The sequence below is a fragment of the Bacillus sp. N5-665 genome (assembly GCF_022637375.2).
GTDB classification, from domain to species: Bacteria; Bacillota; Bacilli; order Bacillales; family Bacillaceae_G; genus Bacillus_A; species Bacillus_A wiedmannii.
Window position 1 is genome coordinate 2,183,410 of record NZ_CP093325.1, and the last position, 15,762, is coordinate 2,199,171.

General features: G+C 31.1%; 24 protein-coding genes and 3 pseudogenes. All 27 read left to right on the forward strand.

All coding sequences use genetic code 11. From position 1 onward, the window contains the following. The first annotated feature begins 84 nt into the window (after positions 1-84). The 27 genes and pseudogenes from MNO09_RS13765 to MNO09_RS13895 all read left to right on the forward strand — a co-directional run bounded on the left by MNO09_RS13765 (position 85) and on the right by MNO09_RS13895 (position 15,755). Entirely contained in the window at positions 85-402 is a 318-nt protein-coding gene (locus tag MNO09_RS13765; protein ID WP_000268266.1) for a DUF6572 domain-containing protein, read from the forward strand. A gap of 26 nt (positions 403-428) precedes the next feature. After that, entirely contained in the window at positions 429-965 is a 537-nt protein-coding gene (locus tag MNO09_RS13770; RefSeq protein WP_000665917.1) for a SecY-interacting protein Syd, read from the forward strand. 358 nt (positions 966-1,323) lie between these two features. Further along, positions 1,324-1,869 carry a T6SS immunity protein Tdi1 domain-containing protein gene (locus tag MNO09_RS13775; RefSeq protein WP_070168960.1) on the forward strand — a complete coding sequence of 182 codons (546 nt, stop codon included), beginning with the start codon at positions 1,324-1,326 and terminating at the stop codon, positions 1,867-1,869. A gap of 312 nt (positions 1,870-2,181) precedes the next feature. Next, positions 2,182-2,652, forward strand: coding sequence for a DUF6985 domain-containing protein (locus MNO09_RS13780; protein ID WP_070168959.1), 471 nt, complete (start codon positions 2,182-2,184; stop codon positions 2,650-2,652). 116 nt (positions 2,653-2,768) lie between these two features. Continuing rightward, on the forward strand, positions 2,769-2,861 hold the full coding sequence (locus MNO09_RS31020) for a hypothetical protein (protein ID WP_502917727.1): 93 nt from the start codon (positions 2,769-2,771) through the stop codon (positions 2,859-2,861). Positions 2,862-2,878: 17 nt separating this feature from the next. Next, positions 2,879-3,028 carry a hypothetical protein gene (locus MNO09_RS13785; protein ID WP_002203548.1) on the forward strand — a complete coding sequence of 50 codons (150 nt, stop codon included), beginning with the start codon at positions 2,879-2,881 and terminating at the stop codon, positions 3,026-3,028. A gap of 157 nt (positions 3,029-3,185) precedes the next feature. Continuing rightward, the gene (locus tag MNO09_RS13790; protein WP_070168958.1) at positions 3,186-3,578 is read left to right on the forward strand and encodes an immunity 22 family protein; all 393 of its coding nucleotides are present in this window, start codon (positions 3,186-3,188) and stop codon (positions 3,576-3,578) included. 285 nt (positions 3,579-3,863) lie between these two features. Beyond that, complete coding sequence (locus MNO09_RS13795; protein WP_078183062.1) at positions 3,864-4,313, forward strand: hypothetical protein; 450 nt, start codon at positions 3,864-3,866, stop codon at positions 4,311-4,313. A gap of 125 nt (positions 4,314-4,438) precedes the next feature. Continuing rightward, positions 4,439-5,584: pseudogene (locus MNO09_RS13800) on the forward strand (suppressor of fused domain protein). Positions 5,585-5,803: 219 nt separating this feature from the next. Further along, positions 5,804-5,881 (forward strand): hypothetical protein, encoded by a 78-nt coding sequence (locus MNO09_RS13805; RefSeq protein ID WP_223266031.1) that lies wholly within the window; start codon positions 5,804-5,806, stop codon positions 5,879-5,881. A gap of 15 nt (positions 5,882-5,896) precedes the next feature. Further along, positions 5,897-6,253, forward strand: a complete 357-nt coding sequence (locus MNO09_RS13810; RefSeq protein WP_078183063.1) for an Imm3 family immunity protein — start codon at positions 5,897-5,899, stop codon at positions 6,251-6,253. 439 nt (positions 6,254-6,692) lie between these two features. Beyond that, the gene (locus tag MNO09_RS13815) at positions 6,693-7,157 is read left to right on the forward strand and encodes a DNA/RNA non-specific endonuclease (protein WP_078183064.1); all 465 of its coding nucleotides are present in this window, start codon (positions 6,693-6,695) and stop codon (positions 7,155-7,157) included. A gap of 20 nt (positions 7,158-7,177) precedes the next feature. Next, on the forward strand, positions 7,178-7,633 hold the full coding sequence (locus MNO09_RS13820; RefSeq protein ID WP_016134954.1) for an immunity protein YezG family protein: 456 nt from the start codon (positions 7,178-7,180) through the stop codon (positions 7,631-7,633). A 563-nt stretch (positions 7,634-8,196) separates the two neighbouring features. Next, positions 8,197-8,385 (forward strand): annotated as a pseudogene (locus tag MNO09_RS13825) (hypothetical protein); the annotation flags it as partial. A gap of 108 nt (positions 8,386-8,493) precedes the next feature. Beyond that, complete coding sequence (locus MNO09_RS13830) at positions 8,494-8,643, forward strand: hypothetical protein (RefSeq protein ID WP_240515198.1); 150 nt, start codon at positions 8,494-8,496, stop codon at positions 8,641-8,643. 151 nt (positions 8,644-8,794) lie between these two features. Beyond that, on the forward strand, positions 8,795-9,211 hold the full coding sequence (locus tag MNO09_RS13835) for a tetratricopeptide repeat protein (RefSeq protein WP_000422370.1): 417 nt from the start codon (positions 8,795-8,797) through the stop codon (positions 9,209-9,211). A gap of 11 nt (positions 9,212-9,222) precedes the next feature. Further along, entirely contained in the window at positions 9,223-9,645 is a 423-nt protein-coding gene (locus MNO09_RS13840) for a hypothetical protein (RefSeq protein ID WP_000996346.1), read from the forward strand. Further along, positions 9,646-9,771, forward strand: a complete 126-nt coding sequence (locus MNO09_RS13845; protein WP_240515199.1) for a DNA/RNA non-specific endonuclease — start codon at positions 9,646-9,648, stop codon at positions 9,769-9,771. Positions 9,772-9,952: 181 nt separating this feature from the next. Further along, entirely contained in the window at positions 9,953-10,408 is a 456-nt protein-coding gene (locus tag MNO09_RS13850) for an immunity protein YezG family protein (RefSeq protein ID WP_000657434.1), read from the forward strand. A gap of 153 nt (positions 10,409-10,561) precedes the next feature. Further along, positions 10,562-11,050 carry an SMI1/KNR4 family protein gene (locus tag MNO09_RS13855; protein ID WP_000018127.1) on the forward strand — a complete coding sequence of 163 codons (489 nt, stop codon included), beginning with the start codon at positions 10,562-10,564 and terminating at the stop codon, positions 11,048-11,050. A 147-nt stretch (positions 11,051-11,197) separates the two neighbouring features. Continuing rightward, positions 11,198-11,425 carry an immunity protein Imm33 domain-containing protein gene (locus tag MNO09_RS13860; protein WP_241950174.1) on the forward strand — a complete coding sequence of 76 codons (228 nt, stop codon included), beginning with the start codon at positions 11,198-11,200 and terminating at the stop codon, positions 11,423-11,425. A 105-nt stretch (positions 11,426-11,530) separates the two neighbouring features. Continuing rightward, positions 11,531-11,926, forward strand: coding sequence for an immunity 22 family protein (locus tag MNO09_RS13865; RefSeq protein ID WP_000445625.1), 396 nt, complete (start codon positions 11,531-11,533; stop codon positions 11,924-11,926). Positions 11,927-12,063: 137 nt separating this feature from the next. Beyond that, positions 12,064-12,480 carry a hypothetical protein gene (locus tag MNO09_RS13870; protein WP_000332225.1) on the forward strand — a complete coding sequence of 139 codons (417 nt, stop codon included), beginning with the start codon at positions 12,064-12,066 and terminating at the stop codon, positions 12,478-12,480. A gap of 307 nt (positions 12,481-12,787) precedes the next feature. Then, positions 12,788-13,444 carry an SMI1/KNR4 family protein gene (locus MNO09_RS13875; protein ID WP_000177836.1) on the forward strand — a complete coding sequence of 219 codons (657 nt, stop codon included), beginning with the start codon at positions 12,788-12,790 and terminating at the stop codon, positions 13,442-13,444. A 336-nt stretch (positions 13,445-13,780) separates the two neighbouring features. Next, positions 13,781-14,441, forward strand: a pseudogene (locus MNO09_RS13880) (cytoplasmic protein). A 120-nt stretch (positions 14,442-14,561) separates the two neighbouring features. Continuing rightward, entirely contained in the window at positions 14,562-15,215 is a 654-nt protein-coding gene (locus MNO09_RS13890) for an SMI1/KNR4 family protein (RefSeq protein ID WP_000609059.1), read from the forward strand. A 72-nt stretch (positions 15,216-15,287) separates the two neighbouring features. Then, on the forward strand, positions 15,288-15,755 hold the full coding sequence (locus MNO09_RS13895) for a DUF2004 domain-containing protein (protein WP_000586127.1): 468 nt from the start codon (positions 15,288-15,290) through the stop codon (positions 15,753-15,755). Positions 15,756-15,762: the final 7 nt, after the last annotated feature.

Genomic DNA, 15,762 nt, shown 5'->3' on the forward strand with positions numbered 1-15,762 from the left:
GATCTTTATGATCCTAATGAAGAAAAAATATATATGAGTACATTGTAGATTATTGCAATAGACATATATAGGATAGGAGAAAATATGGCAGTTATAGATTTGGACCAGATAGATGCAATTGGAGTAGAAGGTAAAAACCTAAAGTTGTTAATAATAGACTATCTAGACTGGGAATATGAAGACATGCATCTAGACGTACTACAAGAAAAAATTAATAATTACTTAATATATATTGAAGATAAGCAGTACTTTAAAGATTACGGAGACAACTTTGAGAAAAAAATAATTGATATACATTTCCAACATAGTGTTTCGGAAAATGGATTGAAATTTCTGGATGTAGTTTCCAGTCAGCTAAGTAATACTGACATTTTCATCGATATTCACTTACCAGAAGAATAATTCTTTATTGAGGAGTGATTTCTAATATGAAAGAGGTTATGAAAGACTATTTCGGAAGATTTATAGATAAATGGATGGAGTACAACAACTCATTACCGCAAATAGCATGGAATGAAGATGTAGATGAATTTATATATTTGGGTGAAGAAGATGAAAATGGATATATTTGTTGGAAACCAATGGAGAAGGGAGTGGAATTTTCCTTTGATGAAATTGAAAGTCAATACAACGTTCAGTTACATGATTCGGTGAAGCAGTATTTCACTTCGTATTGGTTTTTAGAATTAACAGGATGGATTTCTTCTTATAATATTAATTTGCATCCTGTTATTCCAGGGATTGAACCAGATTATTTTATTTCACTTGTCAAAGACTATGCGGAATCTAAAAATGATATTTTTAAGTATATCCCAATTGGTTATGAATCAAATGGGATGTTAATAGTGCTAGACAACAATACAGGTGAAATTTTAGTTGAGGATTTTGAATTAAATGAGTATAAACAAATTACAAACAGCTTAGAAAACCTCATTTCACAATTTAAATTTAGGTGTGAAAAATAGAAATGCATACCAATAGGCAGCAAGAAAAAGAGCATTAAGAGATAAAATTGATAAGCTATTTGAACAAGGGTTAACACTTAAAGAAGCGAATGAAAACTCAAACAGTCATACATAATTTAGATCAAGTTGCTGGGGAGATTTAGTATTTATGTTCTTAATCAAGGTATTGAATAAAGTGAAATTGGGGGTTTTGTTCATCCCCACTGATTATCATCCCTCACCAATTGGGCTTTTACGGGCAGTTGATCCCCCACTTAACTTCATTGCTTTCTTTGAAAAATATCTTCGAGCATGAATGAAGAACAACTAAAAAATACTTATTTGAATGTAAAGTTAATACATTAAAGGAGGAGTTTAAATGGAGCAATATTTAAAAGATTTTAAGTTACATAATAAAGTACCGAGTGAACTCATTGAAAAGTATAAACACGTAGTACCAAATGAAATAATAAATTTTTGGAGTAATTATGGATTTGGTACATTTATGCAAGGATATTTTAAAAGTGTAAATCCAGAGGAATTTAAAGAGATTTTGGAGGAGAGTAGTCAAAGATATAAGGATTCAATAGTATTGTTTGCTACAGGTATGGGAGACTTGGTTATTTGGTCAGATGGATATGTTAGATTACTTAATTACAGGTATGGTATAGTAAAGACCATTATGTTTACATTTAAATTTTTCTTTCAAAATATTGCTGATTTAGAATTCAGGGATGAAGATTTATCTTGGCAGCCTTATCCCAAAGCACTTAAACAATACAATGAGTTAGAGTATGATGAGTGTTTTGGTTATACACCTCTATTAGGGTTAGGTGGAGCAGAAAAAGTAGAGAACTTAAAAAAGGTCAAATTGAAGGAACATATTCTTATTATTACTGCTTTTATGGGGCCAGTAGAGGTATAAGGTTCGTTCTAATGAATTAGACTTACTATTTATTTTCTATTTTACAAGTACATATGAAATTAAAGCGCTTGGTTGTCTACTTAAGGCAACCAAGTGCTTTTTTTATTAGTGCATGCAATGCTATAAAATTATTTTATATGAATTCAAGTTAACAAAATTTGCTAATATTATATAATTGAAAATATATTAGCAAAAGAAATGGACAATACCCCATTCTTCATAAAAAATCAAGAAACATTACTTAATGGAAGTGCACGTAAATAGGGTGGAACGAACTTCGGTAGAAAGAGTAAACAATAAAGGAGATATGTAATGAAAATAAATGATGCGGATTTTGGCGAACTTGAGTTTAATAATTATGATTGGATTGGATATAAAAACATTGATTTTTTTGGGAACGAAGTTAAGGTGATGTTAATAGTTAGGGGAGAAGATGATGGTCATTTTGAGAAAGAACAATATACGGCATATAACTTTTTAATAGATAGATGGCTACAATTACAACAAAGTATTTTAGAGTCTATATTAGATTATTATAAACAAAAAAGATATGAACTTGGTTACGATGTTGAGCCTAACGAAAGTTATCCTTTAATAGAAACAGCTACTCAAGTTCTTGAAAAAATAACCTTAGTTGGAATTTTTATTCCGGATAATGATCTTATCGATTTTCTTGATATTGGACTTACATTTGACTGTACGTGGGATATGGAAAATGGATTAGGCCTTTGTCTTATGAAAGGTGAAGTAACAGAGGTAGGTTATCAGGATGTTGTACTTTAAATTTTGAAGCCTATATTTATAGAGACAATAATATTGTTTTATTATTCATTCGTAATATATGAGCTGCAGCTTTAAAAGAAAAACCACCAAAAGAAGTAACAGTTAAGGTTGATGTAATATACTTTGGGAATGATATGAGTCCATACAAATTTATAGTTACTTACAATATAGATGGTAAGCCAGGTAATGCAAAATTAAAAATTTTATAAAAGGAGGGAAATGTAGTATGAAAGAGTTTGAAGATAGATTTAGTGAATTGCAAGCTGATATGGTATCCATATGTATGGAATATGTTAAAGATAGAGCTGATAAAGTATATATTTACGCTTCATGTGAAGTTACCAACATAGGAGCTAGTAATATTAATACAAAATAACTAGGAGGATTCAAATGATAGAACTGAATTTTTAACTATAGGCAAAAAGTATGTATTAAATGACGATCCTATTACTAATAATGATGAGAAGAAAGTTTAATAAATAGTTTGTAGATTTATGTATAAAAGAATGTGTGAATAGAAAGGTAGTAGAATTATGAAAGAGAAAGTATCCATATGGGTTGGGAATTTTGAGAGTAAGGATGAATTTTTGAATTATACAAATAATGAATATACAGAAGATGGAGATAGTATATCTTCTAATTTCGAAAAGGACTTTAATTTGATTTATTATGATCGTGATTTAGTTGAAAAGGAATGGGTTAGTCGATCAAAAAATAATATAAAGGATTTATTGAAAGGTTTTTCTTACGTTGATCAATTTATTCAACGATTTAAGTATACAAACTGTGAAAAGAAATTTAACGCAGCCATTTTAATTTACAATTTGGAATACAATGCTAAGCAAAGAAAGGTTAAATATAAAAGTAACGAATTAGAATTTGTTGGAATTTATCAATATAGTATACCTATTGATGATAGATGGTAAATTTAAAGTTGGCTATAATTATGAGTATCTTCCAGAGGTAAATTCGTATGAATGACAATATGGGAATATACAATTTAACCTCATACCTAAATCTAATTTCAAAAAGAAATATTTGGACATTCATAAAGGGAAGAAAGTTTGAGTACAGTGGATTGTACTAGTACTGGATTGAGCATATTAAAACTTATAGTAGATTAATACAAATTCATATTAGTTTAATAATCAATGTAAAAAGATGATGTAATACATATACTATTAGAATGAAAGCATGAGGAGAGGCAATTTATGATAATAATGAATAATTACTCCAAGGTAGGAACATATATCATGTTAGAAACTAGCGGATATTCAATAGTCGAAAAGAACAAGGTAGAGTTGGTTAGACAAGGTGTTGGGGGATTTAGTGAAGATGGGCAGGTAGTTGGTATATATATTAAAAATAACAAATTATATTTTTTCTATAATGGACTTTCATTTGAAACATCGATAGGCAATTTAATTTGTGTAAATAGGTATATTTCCAAATTTGAAAGATGTTTTAGTGTAACAATAGCAGGCCGAAATATCTGCCATATAGTTTACGAGCCTTTTATTGATCCAGGAATGATCTATTATGATGCAGATCCTGAAGAGTTTGATGTGTTACTATACTTAAGTAAATTATTGAAGAACAAGGATTCTATTAAGAGATTTTTGTACGGAATGGAAATGCTAAAAGAGCAGCATAAAGAATAGTGTTTTGGGTGTGGATACAATGAACTTTAAAATGTAGTACCATTACGAGTTAATTTGAATAACGCTATAAAAAAATTATCGGCATCTTTGCGGAGAAAAAAAGAAGTTGAGATAAGGGGATTAATATGCAAAATATTCAACTAGCTAAAGAAATTCGTACAGCCATTAAGCAAAATAATGTTAAAGGTGTAGTTGAGTTAATTGGTTCAGATACTGAGCTCTTGAATATGTCGATGAGACCGTTTGGAACTTTTCTTCATGTTGCAGCCACACATGGAAAGCTTGAAATAGTCAAGAAACTTATAGAATTAGGTGCTGATATAAATAAGCGCGGTGGTGTATATGGTGGTGGGGCACTTAACCAAGCGGCTTCAAAAGGACAGTTTGAAATAGTCAAGTATCTATTGGCTTGTGGAGCTGAAATGGATATGAGTGAACCCGAAAGAAATCCTTTGTTTGGTGCTATTCAGGGTGGACATATAGATATTGTAAAACTGCTGATTGAAAATGGAATTGACATTCACGTTAAGTACACGGGAGAATATATGAAAAATATGGATGCGTTAGCATTTGCACATGAACAAGGGCAAATAGAAATAGCGAATTTATTGGATACTAATAAAAAAGGGGAATATAAAGATACTGTGGAAAATGAAAAAACTGAGATTTTAGATTATATAACAGAACAATTCGGCCCCATTGATGATACTATCAGTGAAATCATACCTGGTAGTAAGGTATCAATTGATATTTAAATTATATTGCCATCAAAAAAACATGATTTTATAACTCTTGTGACTACTGGGATGAGTGATTTTGCAATGGATGATTCGGAAGACAGTAAGGGATTTAAGTATGCTGAATTAGTATTAAAGTTGCCTGCAAATTGGCCAATAAACAAAACAGAATTGACGAACAAAGATAATTATTGGCCTTTGAAGTGGTTGAGAATGGCTGCTCACATACCTCACAAATATGATGGTTGGTTAGAGGAAGGGGTCATTCTTCCAAATGGAGAACCTCCAATGCCATTTGCTTCTAATACAGAATTATCATGTATTTTAATCGGTAGATCTAAAGAGGTAAGAAGTTTTGTAGATTCAGAAAATAGAATGATTAATTTTTATACTTTAATACCTATTTATACAGAAGAAAGAATCAAAGCTTTACAAAAAGGACATGAATATTTAATAGGAAAATTTGATGAATTTGATGTTTCAGATGTACTTGATATTAAAAGAGAAAACATTGGGTTACAAGAACAAGACTAGAGGTATTACATTTACTTGTTATAATATGTTTGATAAGTAAGAATATTATGCTAGTATCCATTGACCATGGATGCTGGTTTTTTAACAGATATAAAAAATTGTAAGATTGAGTATATGTTTTTGAATGAAATTGCTTTTAAATTGGGGTATGCTGTAAATATTACTGGTAAAATTATATCATTTAGATAATTAGATACATGTGATAGTTGTAGCAAAGTAATAGCTGAATTTGCTAATAAATATAAGAATATTGAATTGGAAGTTATTCGCAATAACGATGAAAGACTTAAACTATAAAAGAGGAGTGATATCATGGAAGACTGGGAATATAATGAAATATTTGAGGTGATTAACGAAGACTATAATGATTATTTAAAATTAAATAGGGGACATGATTATGCAATAGCAAGAACTGTTAATGAATATATAAATCTTGGAAAGGTAGAAGACTTTATTGTTGATACTGCTGTAGGTGAAATGTTGTTATCCAAAAATAAGGTCTTTATTGGGTATGTCGAAGGGATAACAAAGAGATTAAGTATGTTTAAAGATTTAGATGTTACAAACGAACTGACACATGAAGAAATAGCAGACTTGACTAATAGGGTAGAGAAAGTACTAGATGGTCTTAGTAAGGTTGAGATAAATTATAACCTTTATTTCGAGTAGTTATTTGCGAAATTGAACAAGAATATTTTTAAATTATGAATTAATGATGTGTTTTTTATGGATATTTACTTTGGACAACATGAATGATGATATGCTGAAATTCAGAGCCCATGAAGGTAGTACCATCATGGAGTACAATGTGCGATGATAGAATAGAAAACAAAGTACGAGCTTAGGCAAAATGAAATTTTACATAGTGGTGAATATCAACACATGGAATGGGCATGAAACCAATAAACTCGTAAGTTTTTACGTAGTAGTTGTCAATACATATAAAAGGTGCCATAGTACTCTAAAACTTACAAAATTAATGCTATTTAAAAGAGATGAACTTTGAGTACTTGATTGTCAGCTAAAGACAACAAGTGCTTTTTATTTTAAGATTACAACATAGGGTACGGGTAAAGGCGGCAGTACTGTAAGTGAAGTTAAAACATTTGTGGACAAAGGGAAACATTTTACAAATGGAAGAAAAAATAGATTAAAGCCTAATATTAGATATAAAACGGGAGAGTATGATTACTTTTACGAAACAGATAGTCTTGGAAGAATTGAAAAATTTGAAACAGAGAAGTTACAATTAACTGAAAGAGAGAAGAGATTATCACATAGCAAAAATACACTAGGAAAAGTAAAAGGACAAGACCATGCAGGGCATTTGGCAGGTGATAGGTTTGGAGGATCACCTAAAATTGATAATTTGGTATCGCAATTATCTGATGTTAATATGAAGGAATATAAGAAAATTGAAAATGAATGGGCTGCAGCTTTGAATGCAAAACCGCCTAAAGAAGTAACTGTTGATGTTGAAATAGTTTACGCTGGGAATGATATGCGTCCTGAAAAATTTATAGTTAATTACCTTATTGATGGTAAGCCAGGGTTTAAAGTTATTAAAAATTAATCTAAGGAGTGAAAATTAGGATGAAAGAATTTGAGGATAGATTTAGTGAGTTACAATCCGATATGATATCTATATGTATGGAATACGTTGAAGATAGGGCGGATAAAGTGTATGTTTATGCTTCACGTGAAGAAGGAATTATTTCAGGCAGTTTCTTTTATTATATTAATAATAAGTATGTAGAATGTCATAAAGTGAATGATGCATTGGAGGATGGAGACGAAAGATATGATGTGTCTCCAAAAAGAATGCTTATGGTGTTGCGTATAATATGTGAAGACATCGAAAAAATTGAAGAATTATGTAAAGAATATGAAAGAGACATGCCAACAGAGATGAAGTTAATATATGATACTAAGAGTGGAAGGTTTAAAGCTGAATACAAGTATGGTTTAGTATATACTCATGACGAGATTAAAACGGCAGATCATATTGCTGATGAGTGGTTTGAGGAAGTGAAAAATAATAACCTTTAATACATTTACAGTAATAGATATATTTAAATTGAATTAATAACTCATGAAGGTTGTAGCATCGATTTGTAGAATAGCATTTGGATAGTATTTAGTGACTTATAAAGGTTACAACATTTGCATACAGGAGTGACAAAGTATTTCTGTAATTAATTTAAAACATGTTATGAAGTGTACAGAAAAATAATAGGCTGTTAAAAAGTACATACTTCATGATGGTTGTCCCGTTATGGAGTATTATGTGCAATGATAGAATAGAAAATGAAGTACGAGCTTAGGCGAAATGACATTTTACTGTACAACGAATACAAAGACATGGAATGGGCATAAAACTAACGAACTCGTAATTTTTAAGGTAGTAGTTGTCACGACATATAAAAGGTATCATACTGTTTCCATAAAACTTACAAATTTAATGCTACTTAAAAGCATATGAACTTAAAGCACTTGATTGTCTACGAAAGGCAACAAGTGCTTTTTTAATAGATAAGCATGCTATAAATTTATAAAAATTATTTTTGTGAATTAAGGCTAACCCAAATTACTGGTATTATATAATTAGAAATACATTAGCAAAAGGTGTGGACTCCGTAACCCCATTTGTTAAAGGGGTAGAAATACTGCCAGGTGGAAGTGTCGCTAGAACTGGAACGAACTATAGCGGGAAATTCCAAGAAGCCCATGATGCCTCAAAGGCGAGTATTCAGAGTAAGATCTCGAATTTTGAGAGTGGTGGGGTTAAGGGTACGGGTAATGTACCTAAAGGCTATTATCAATCAAGATGCAAATGGAAAATGGCATCGACCTGTTGGGGAATACGCCTGGGAAAGGCTCCAATACGGGGAGAGAAGTAAACGGAAAGAATGGGAAATTCAATTTCATCGAAAATCCGTACAAAACGTGATGGTGAAATAGAATTTATGGCAAGTGATAATAAATGGTATCCTCTAGATCAAGCAGATATGACTCATTTAACTGATGTAGTTTTATGGTGGAATAGTACATACAGGTAGACATTATGGAGCGAAGTCCCCAGCGGTTAGAGAATGGATGTTAGACTCCAATAATTATGTATTAGATCATGATAGTTTAAATCGATGCGCAGGTACAAAGTTAAATGAAAACTACTTGCCAACAAATAAATAATTATTGGGAGGATTTATATTGGAACTCAACGATCAAGTGTATGACCGAATTGTGAGATTATGTAACAAAGGAGATGCTTTTGTTGAAAAAGGAAAAGATGATAAAGCAATAGAGAGCTATATAGCTGCTCTGGATTTGGTTCCGTTACCGAAGACCGATTGGGAAACAAGTACATGGATTTATACAGCATTAGGAGATACTTATTTTTTAAATTGTGAGTATGAGAAAGCAAAAAGTAATTTATATAATGCACGAAACTGTCCGGATGGTATTTCAAATCCATTTATTTTACTGAGGCTTGGAGAGAGTTTATTCGAGTGTGGGGAGCTTGATAAAGCTAAGGAGTATCTGTTAAGAGCTTACATTTTAGAAGGCTATAAACTCTTTTTTAATGAGGATGATAAGTATTTTGAATTGATTAAGGATATGATTTGAGGAGGATAAATATGGCCATTTTACAATCACCTATAAAAGAAGAATTCGAAAGTCTTTTGGAAAAAAGCAATGAACAATTTAATAATGGTAACTATAATCATTCTATTGTGTTATTAGAAGAGGCATGGGATATAATACCTGACCCTAAAGGTATTTATTGTGAAGAGAGTTACCATTTAGTTAAGGATATTATCTCCACTTGTTTTATGCTAAATGATTTAAAAAAAGCAAAAGAGTGGGCAGATAAAATATTTTTAACTGGATTTGCACGTATAGATTCCGGTGATAAGGAATTTATTGCAGGAAAAGTTTCTTTTGAATTAGGTGATTTAGAAACCGCAAAAGAATTTTTTAGTATTGCCAATAAAAAATCAGAAGGTAGATGTTTTGGGAATCCGAAGAATACTAAGTATCTTAAATTATTAAAAAGTTAAATGTTTAGCTGCGTAAAAGGGCAAGATCATGCAGGACATTTGGCAGGTGATAGATTTGAAGGTTCACCTGAAATTGAAAGTTTAGTTTCGCAATTAACTGATGTGAATTTGAAGAAATATAAATAAGTTGAAAATAAATGAGCTGCAGCTTTAAAAGAAAAACCACCAAAAGAAGTAACAGTTAAGATGGATATTATATACTTTGGAAATGATAAGAATCCAGACAAATTTATAGTTACTTACACTATAAAAAAGGTAAGCCAGGTAATGCAAAATTTAAAATTTTATAAAAGGAGTGTAATGTAGTATGAAAGAGTTTGAAGATAGATTTAGTGAATTGCAAGCTGATATGATATCCATATGTATGGAATATGTTGAAGATAGAGCTGATAAAGTATATGTGTACGCTTCATGTGAAGAAGATATGATTTCTAGTAGTTTCTTTTATTTCATTAACAATAAGTATGTAGAGTGTCACAAGGTTAATGATGCATTGGAAAATGGAGAAAAAAGATATGATGTATCTCCAGAACAAATGTTTCGGGTTCTGCAAATTATAAGTGAAGATATCGAAGGAATTGAAATGTTATGCAAAGAATACGAAAAAGATATGCCAACTGAGATGAAATTAATATACGATGCTAAGAGTGGTAAGTTTAAAGCTGAATATGAGTATGATTTAATCCATACAAGTGATGATATAAAAACGGCGGATGATTTTGCTGATGAGTGGTTTGAGGAAGTGAAAAATAATAACCTTTAAAAAATCAAAATTAATAGATATATTTAAATTGAATTAATAACTCATGAAAGTTTGAGCATTCATTTGTAGAATAGCGATAATACCAAATTCCAGATAAAGTGCAATTGGTATCAACCACTTAGATGAAAATAAATTATGGGGAGATGGTATTAGATGAGTCATATAGAATGGGATAATCCAGATAAACTTGTTAGTCGGCATTATGTGCTAGAGGTAGCCCGAAAAATGGGCGTTCATTTTCCACAAGATTATATTGAATGTGTACTTGAAAATAATGGTGCAAGTGCAGAACCCGAAGCTTTTGATGTAAACGAAGTAGAGCGGGTATTTGGCTCGTTACTTTCTTATGATGAAAAACGCATAGAGAATATATTAAAGATTTATGAAAAATATAAAGGAACAATTCCTAATCAGGTTATTCTTTTTGCAATTGATCCTTCAGGAAATTTGATCTGTTTTGATTATAAAAATCATGAAGAAAATCCAATTGTCATCTATTGGGAGCATGAAGGCGCATGGGAGAAAAAAGTGTTAATAAAAAGTGAAGGGATTACAACAGAAGAAGCAGAGAAAGTTGCAAGGGAAAATGTATTTTTTGTTGCTAATACGTTCACAGAGCTCTTAAGTAAATTACATGATTAATAGAAAGTTAAAATGAAAGGGTTATTTCATAATTAATTAGAGGAATGGGGAAAAATGAATCAAAAAAACCTATTAAATTATTAAAAAACTGGTGCCTGTATTGTTTCAAAAAATATAATTAATAAAACAGGAAAATTGAAACGGATATTGAGAGGAAATTTAATAGAAGCAGCAGATGATGGTTGGAAATTATTTTCGAAAATTGATGATGATTATATTAATAATTCTGAAAATTTAGCGTTGTGTGATTTTAATGCCGTAGCAAATATTGAACTGGCCATTCTGGGAATATACGAGCTACCAATAGGTAGTGATTTACAATTAGTTTCTGAAAATGGAAAAATAAGATTTATTAATAATTTAACTGGTGAATAATTGAAATATTTAAAAAGAATTTAAGAAGCTGATTACACTATATCTGAAACAGTGTGCCTAATTTATTACTATTAGAACATAGAAAAATTGGAAAGGAGGATTAATATGGAAAGTCCAGGAGTTGTTTCTCTTTGGTTTGGAAATTGTACTAGCAAAATGGTGTTAAGAAAGTATGTAGAAATAAAATATGATAATGAGGGGAACAGAATTCCTTCGTGTTTTATGACTGATTTTCAAATAGATTTCATTGAGTATAACCAAGACTTATTAGAATGTACATATAATGAACATGTTACATCGTCTTTGTCTGAATTACTACAGAATGCTTCGTATTCTGAATTAATTATAAGTGAACTTATAGACTTTTATGGTGAAAATTTAGAAGAACAATACAATACTGTCATTAGGTTATATGATTTTGAGTATGAAGAACTTGTTGAAGAAGCAAAACTGGATAGTAGGAACTTTAAGTATATAGGATCGGTAATTTATGAAGATTAGAAATTTAATGTAATGACCACGTATATATATTACACCGGATTAAATGTATTAAAGTATTTTTTGAAGTAAAGAAAAGCCTTTCTTTTCAAAAGACAAAAGGTGCTTTTTTACATAGGTAATTTTGGAGGTAGATAGGAATGGCTTATGTAACAGGTGAAAAAGGTATCTTTATACAAAAATTAATGGATAAGAGTAATGAAGAGTTTGATAAAGGGAATTTAGAAGAGTCTGTTTTTTTATTGGAGCGAGCATGGGGAGAGCTTCCAAATGATAAAATAACTTATGATGAAAGTTTTTTAATAATATGGGGTATTTTAGATATCTCGATTTTATTAAGTGATGTTGAACGGATGAAAAAATGGATTGATAAAATATTTGTCGCAGATCCTGAAAGAGGAGATACAGGCGAACGAGAATTTTGGGCTGGCAAGGTGGCTTATGAAGTAGGAGATTTCTCTAAAGCTAGAGGGTATTTAGAGATAGCTAATAAGAAATCTAGAGGTAGATGTTTTAGTACAGAGGATGGAGATTATTTGATTTTTTTAAAGAGTTAATGAAATAATCTCCAATCAACTAAATTGAAGGATTTTAAAATGATATCGGGAGTTTCTAAGTTAGGAAGATGAAATATTAAAGGAGGTTTCACAGATCTTATAAACAATTTATTTATACCCTCGGCATAGTAGTCCTGCAAATACATATTCGGATATAAATCACTTTATTTTTACTGTATATACAGAATCTTCATATGAGGTAAAGAAAAAATAACAATATCTATTATTAATATTCTTGGCTTAGTTTGTTAGTAAACAACCAGATACAAAAGAATACATATAAAGTATGAATAGGGATGTAGTAAAAATGACAATGATACAATTTAATTCTTATCATCAAAAAGTAGAGATAAAGAGAAATTTAGAACTTATTAACTTAGAACATAAAAAAATTAGAGAGTATGTAAATTTTGATGTGTGTTCTTTTGAGCAATTAGATGAATTTCAAGTAGGATACAGTATTGACACCGATGGAAACTCCCTTGTAACCGATGAGGAAGATACTTGGGACGCAAATTGGATTGTTATTGCATATGAAACGATGTGTGGAGATCCAATTATTATTGATTTAAGTGAGGAAAGATACCCTATTTCTTCCATCATGCACGGAATGGACAGTTGGAGTGGTGGCGATTTTCTTGCAGATTCCATGGACTCATTTATTAATTTTATGAAAGATATAGGTGATTTTCTTACTGAGAAACAAGTGTTAGAAGGTAAAAGAATGATACAAACTAAAGAATTGGAAATATTGCTAAATGAGTTTTTGGAAAGAAATAAATTTACTGATTTTGAAATATGGCACTCTTTATTAAGTCCATTATTTGATATTGCAGAAGAATATGAGCAAACAATGGAGATAAAAGTAAAAAAGATGAAGGAAGAAGGAAAGAAAATAACGGAGATTGCTCACATGCTTAATATAAAACCTAAAGAAGTGTATGAGTATATTAAAAAAGTTTAATAGAAACTCTTCACTTTTAAGAGAATAATCAAGCACGGTGAATGGAGCAATACAGGCAGAAAATGCTCGAATTTTTATAAAGCCGAAACAAAAAATCTGCTGAAGAAGAATCCATTTTGATCAATCTTTTTTTCAAAATGGATTCTTTTTATTTATTGTAAAACCTAGGATTAAGAGTTGTTTTTGATTAGACTTTAGGGTATTGGGGTTTCGAGGCAGCTCTGCATGAGCAAAGATACTTACAAAAAATCAATGAAATTCAAATGAATATCCATAAGTGAATACAGTATGGAGAATGGGACTGAAGGACGAAGGACGCGAAAGGTGGCTACTGGGATGAAGTATGGTGAAAATACTAAGTTAGTTGAGGAAGTTATCGAGTATATACAAAAAAGGAGCTTATTTGATAGGAATGATATAAAGTTACATGAATTATTACATGACATTGAAATGATTCATGATTTTGATAAAGCACAGGAATTGGCTTGGTCTCAAGATTTGGATGTTACCCAAATCGTTTGGGATGATATGAAATCGGATGAAAGTGCAAAATTATTAGAAGGAACTTATAACCCTAATATGGAATCAAAAAAAGAGATGTTATATGAAGTTTTTTCTGATAACTATAATTATTATCAGGCGTTTATTTCTATTGATCATATAAATATTCTTGAAGAAGTAGAAAGAGACCTTGAGATGTGTGCACTAAATCGTTTAGTAAATGGAAAAGTGGATAATTTTTATCCCGCATTAACGGGCAGTAAGACCGCCACCTCAAAATTCAGCGAGAGCAAAGAAGTTAGGTGGGGGATCAACTGCCCGTAAAAGCCCGATTGGTTCAACTAATAATCAGTGGGGATGAACAAAACCCCCACTGATTAAAGTTTCACTTTATGAAAAGGTATTTGAGGTGTATAAAATGGGAGGATGGCCTTGTGGATGGAAAGGTGAGTACATGAAAGGGAAAATGATGGTCTACTTACCAAATGAAAAATGAAGGCTTACATACCGACATACTTTATAAATTTAATGAAATCTATAGTGAAATGATTATAGAGAGATGGCAGGGAGTAATCGATACGTATAAATATCTTGATAGTTTAGGAGGGATTATTAAATGATTAATCTATTTAATATTTCAGATTTGATAGAAAAGTCAGCAGCGAGTGATATTGAAATTCAAGCAGTAGAAAATCGCATGAATGTTACATTACCTAATGTATATAAGGAATTATTGAGATGTACAAATGGCTTTTCAATCGGTGGTGGGTTACTTATTTATGGTACGGAGCATATTGGAGAAAGGAACGAGGTTTGGGAAGTAGATGAGTATGCGAGGGGGTATGTCACAATTGGTGATGACGGTGGCGGTAATGTATTTTTAATGGCTCAGTATGCAGAGGAAAAAGAGGTGGTAGTAATTGATTCTGGGGACATGAATCCAAACTATGCTACTGTAATTACCGCTGATTTTAAAAAATGGGTGAATAGTGGTTGTGTAAGTGAAATAGAACAGAAAACGATAAATAAGTCGTCTGATATATGTAATATAGTGTTAGTGAAAACTCCTAGTGAAGGTTTGAAAGATTTAATAAGAATAAAGAACGTATTAGGGCTTGAGATTTCCGCAATTGATTTGCTAAAGGGTTCAAAAAATCTTCCTTATATATTAGTAGAGAGATTTCCATACGGTAAGGCGAAAAAACTCATTGAAAAATTAGCAATTGATAGTACTATACTGAGTATAGAAACGACTGGAAAAAACAGTTAATATCAGAGGGTAACTTTCATACGAATAGAGAAATCGATATGAATCCAAGGGAGTAAATAGGGAGAGTTAAAAATGATTATAAATGATGTAGTTTTTGGTGAGATTGAGTATACATATGGATGGGTTAAGGACATTAACGTTGAATTTTGTGGAAAAGAAGTTGAAATAGCATTGATAGTGAAAGGTGAAGAAGACGGTAAGTTTGATGAAGGACAATATACTGCTTATAATTCATTGTTGCAAAATTGGGAACAATTGCAGCAAGTTTTTTTACAAGCGATTTTAGACTATTACAATCAAGAGCGTCAACAATTAGGATATGCTGTTGGATTTAATGAAAATTATCCGCATATCGAAACAATTGATCAATTACTTAAGAGGATCACATTAGTTGGAATTGTAGTCCCATATGGAGATATTCATGAAGAGAGAGATATTGGGATAACTTTCGATTGTACGTGGGATACAGAGAATGGACTCGGAATACGTCTACTAAATGAAAAAGTAACTGAAGTGGGGTATCAAGACGTTGCTATTTAACTTTTAA

Bases quoted from the DNA above. Each gene is read 5' to 3' on its own strand.
- MNO09_RS13875 (WP_000177836.1), top strand. From the start codon at position 12,788: ATGACAATGATACAATTTAATTCTTATCATCAAAAAGTAGAGATAAAG.
- MNO09_RS13865 (WP_000445625.1), top strand. From the start codon at position 11,531: ATGGAAAGTCCAGGAGTTGTTTCTCTTTGGTTTGGAAATTGTACTAGC.
- MNO09_RS13895 (WP_000586127.1), top strand. From the start codon at position 15,288: ATGATTATAAATGATGTAGTTTTTGGTGAGATTGAGTATACATATGGA.
- MNO09_RS13870 (WP_000332225.1), top strand. From the start codon at position 12,064: ATGGCTTATGTAACAGGTGAAAAAGGTATCTTTATACAAAAATTAATG.
- MNO09_RS13830 (WP_240515198.1), top strand. From the start codon at position 8,494: ATGGGAAATTCAATTTCATCGAAAATCCGTACAAAACGTGATGGTGAA.
- MNO09_RS13820 (WP_016134954.1), top strand. From the start codon at position 7,178: ATGAAAGAATTTGAGGATAGATTTAGTGAGTTACAATCCGATATGATA.
- MNO09_RS13845 (WP_240515199.1), top strand. From the start codon at position 9,646: ATGTTTAGCTGCGTAAAAGGGCAAGATCATGCAGGACATTTGGCAGGT.
- MNO09_RS13850 (WP_000657434.1), top strand. From the start codon at position 9,953: ATGAAAGAGTTTGAAGATAGATTTAGTGAATTGCAAGCTGATATGATA.
- MNO09_RS13790 (WP_070168958.1), top strand. From the start codon at position 3,186: ATGAAAGAGAAAGTATCCATATGGGTTGGGAATTTTGAGAGTAAGGAT.
- MNO09_RS13770 (WP_000665917.1), top strand. From the start codon at position 429: ATGAAAGAGGTTATGAAAGACTATTTCGGAAGATTTATAGATAAATGG.
- MNO09_RS13855 (WP_000018127.1), top strand. From the start codon at position 10,562: ATGAGTCATATAGAATGGGATAATCCAGATAAACTTGTTAGTCGGCAT.
- MNO09_RS13795 (WP_078183062.1), top strand. From the start codon at position 3,864: ATGATAATAATGAATAATTACTCCAAGGTAGGAACATATATCATGTTA.
- MNO09_RS13810 (WP_078183063.1), top strand. From the start codon at position 5,897: ATGGAAGACTGGGAATATAATGAAATATTTGAGGTGATTAACGAAGAC.
- MNO09_RS13785 (WP_002203548.1), top strand. From the start codon at position 2,879: ATGAAAGAGTTTGAAGATAGATTTAGTGAATTGCAAGCTGATATGGTA.
- MNO09_RS13890 (WP_000609059.1), top strand. From the start codon at position 14,562: ATGATTAATCTATTTAATATTTCAGATTTGATAGAAAAGTCAGCAGCG.
- MNO09_RS13775 (WP_070168960.1), top strand. From the start codon at position 1,324: ATGGAGCAATATTTAAAAGATTTTAAGTTACATAATAAAGTACCGAGT.
- MNO09_RS13765 (WP_000268266.1), top strand. From the start codon at position 85: ATGGCAGTTATAGATTTGGACCAGATAGATGCAATTGGAGTAGAAGGT.
- MNO09_RS13780 (WP_070168959.1), top strand. From the start codon at position 2,182: ATGAAAATAAATGATGCGGATTTTGGCGAACTTGAGTTTAATAATTAT.
- MNO09_RS13840 (WP_000996346.1), top strand. From the start codon at position 9,223: ATGGCCATTTTACAATCACCTATAAAAGAAGAATTCGAAAGTCTTTTG.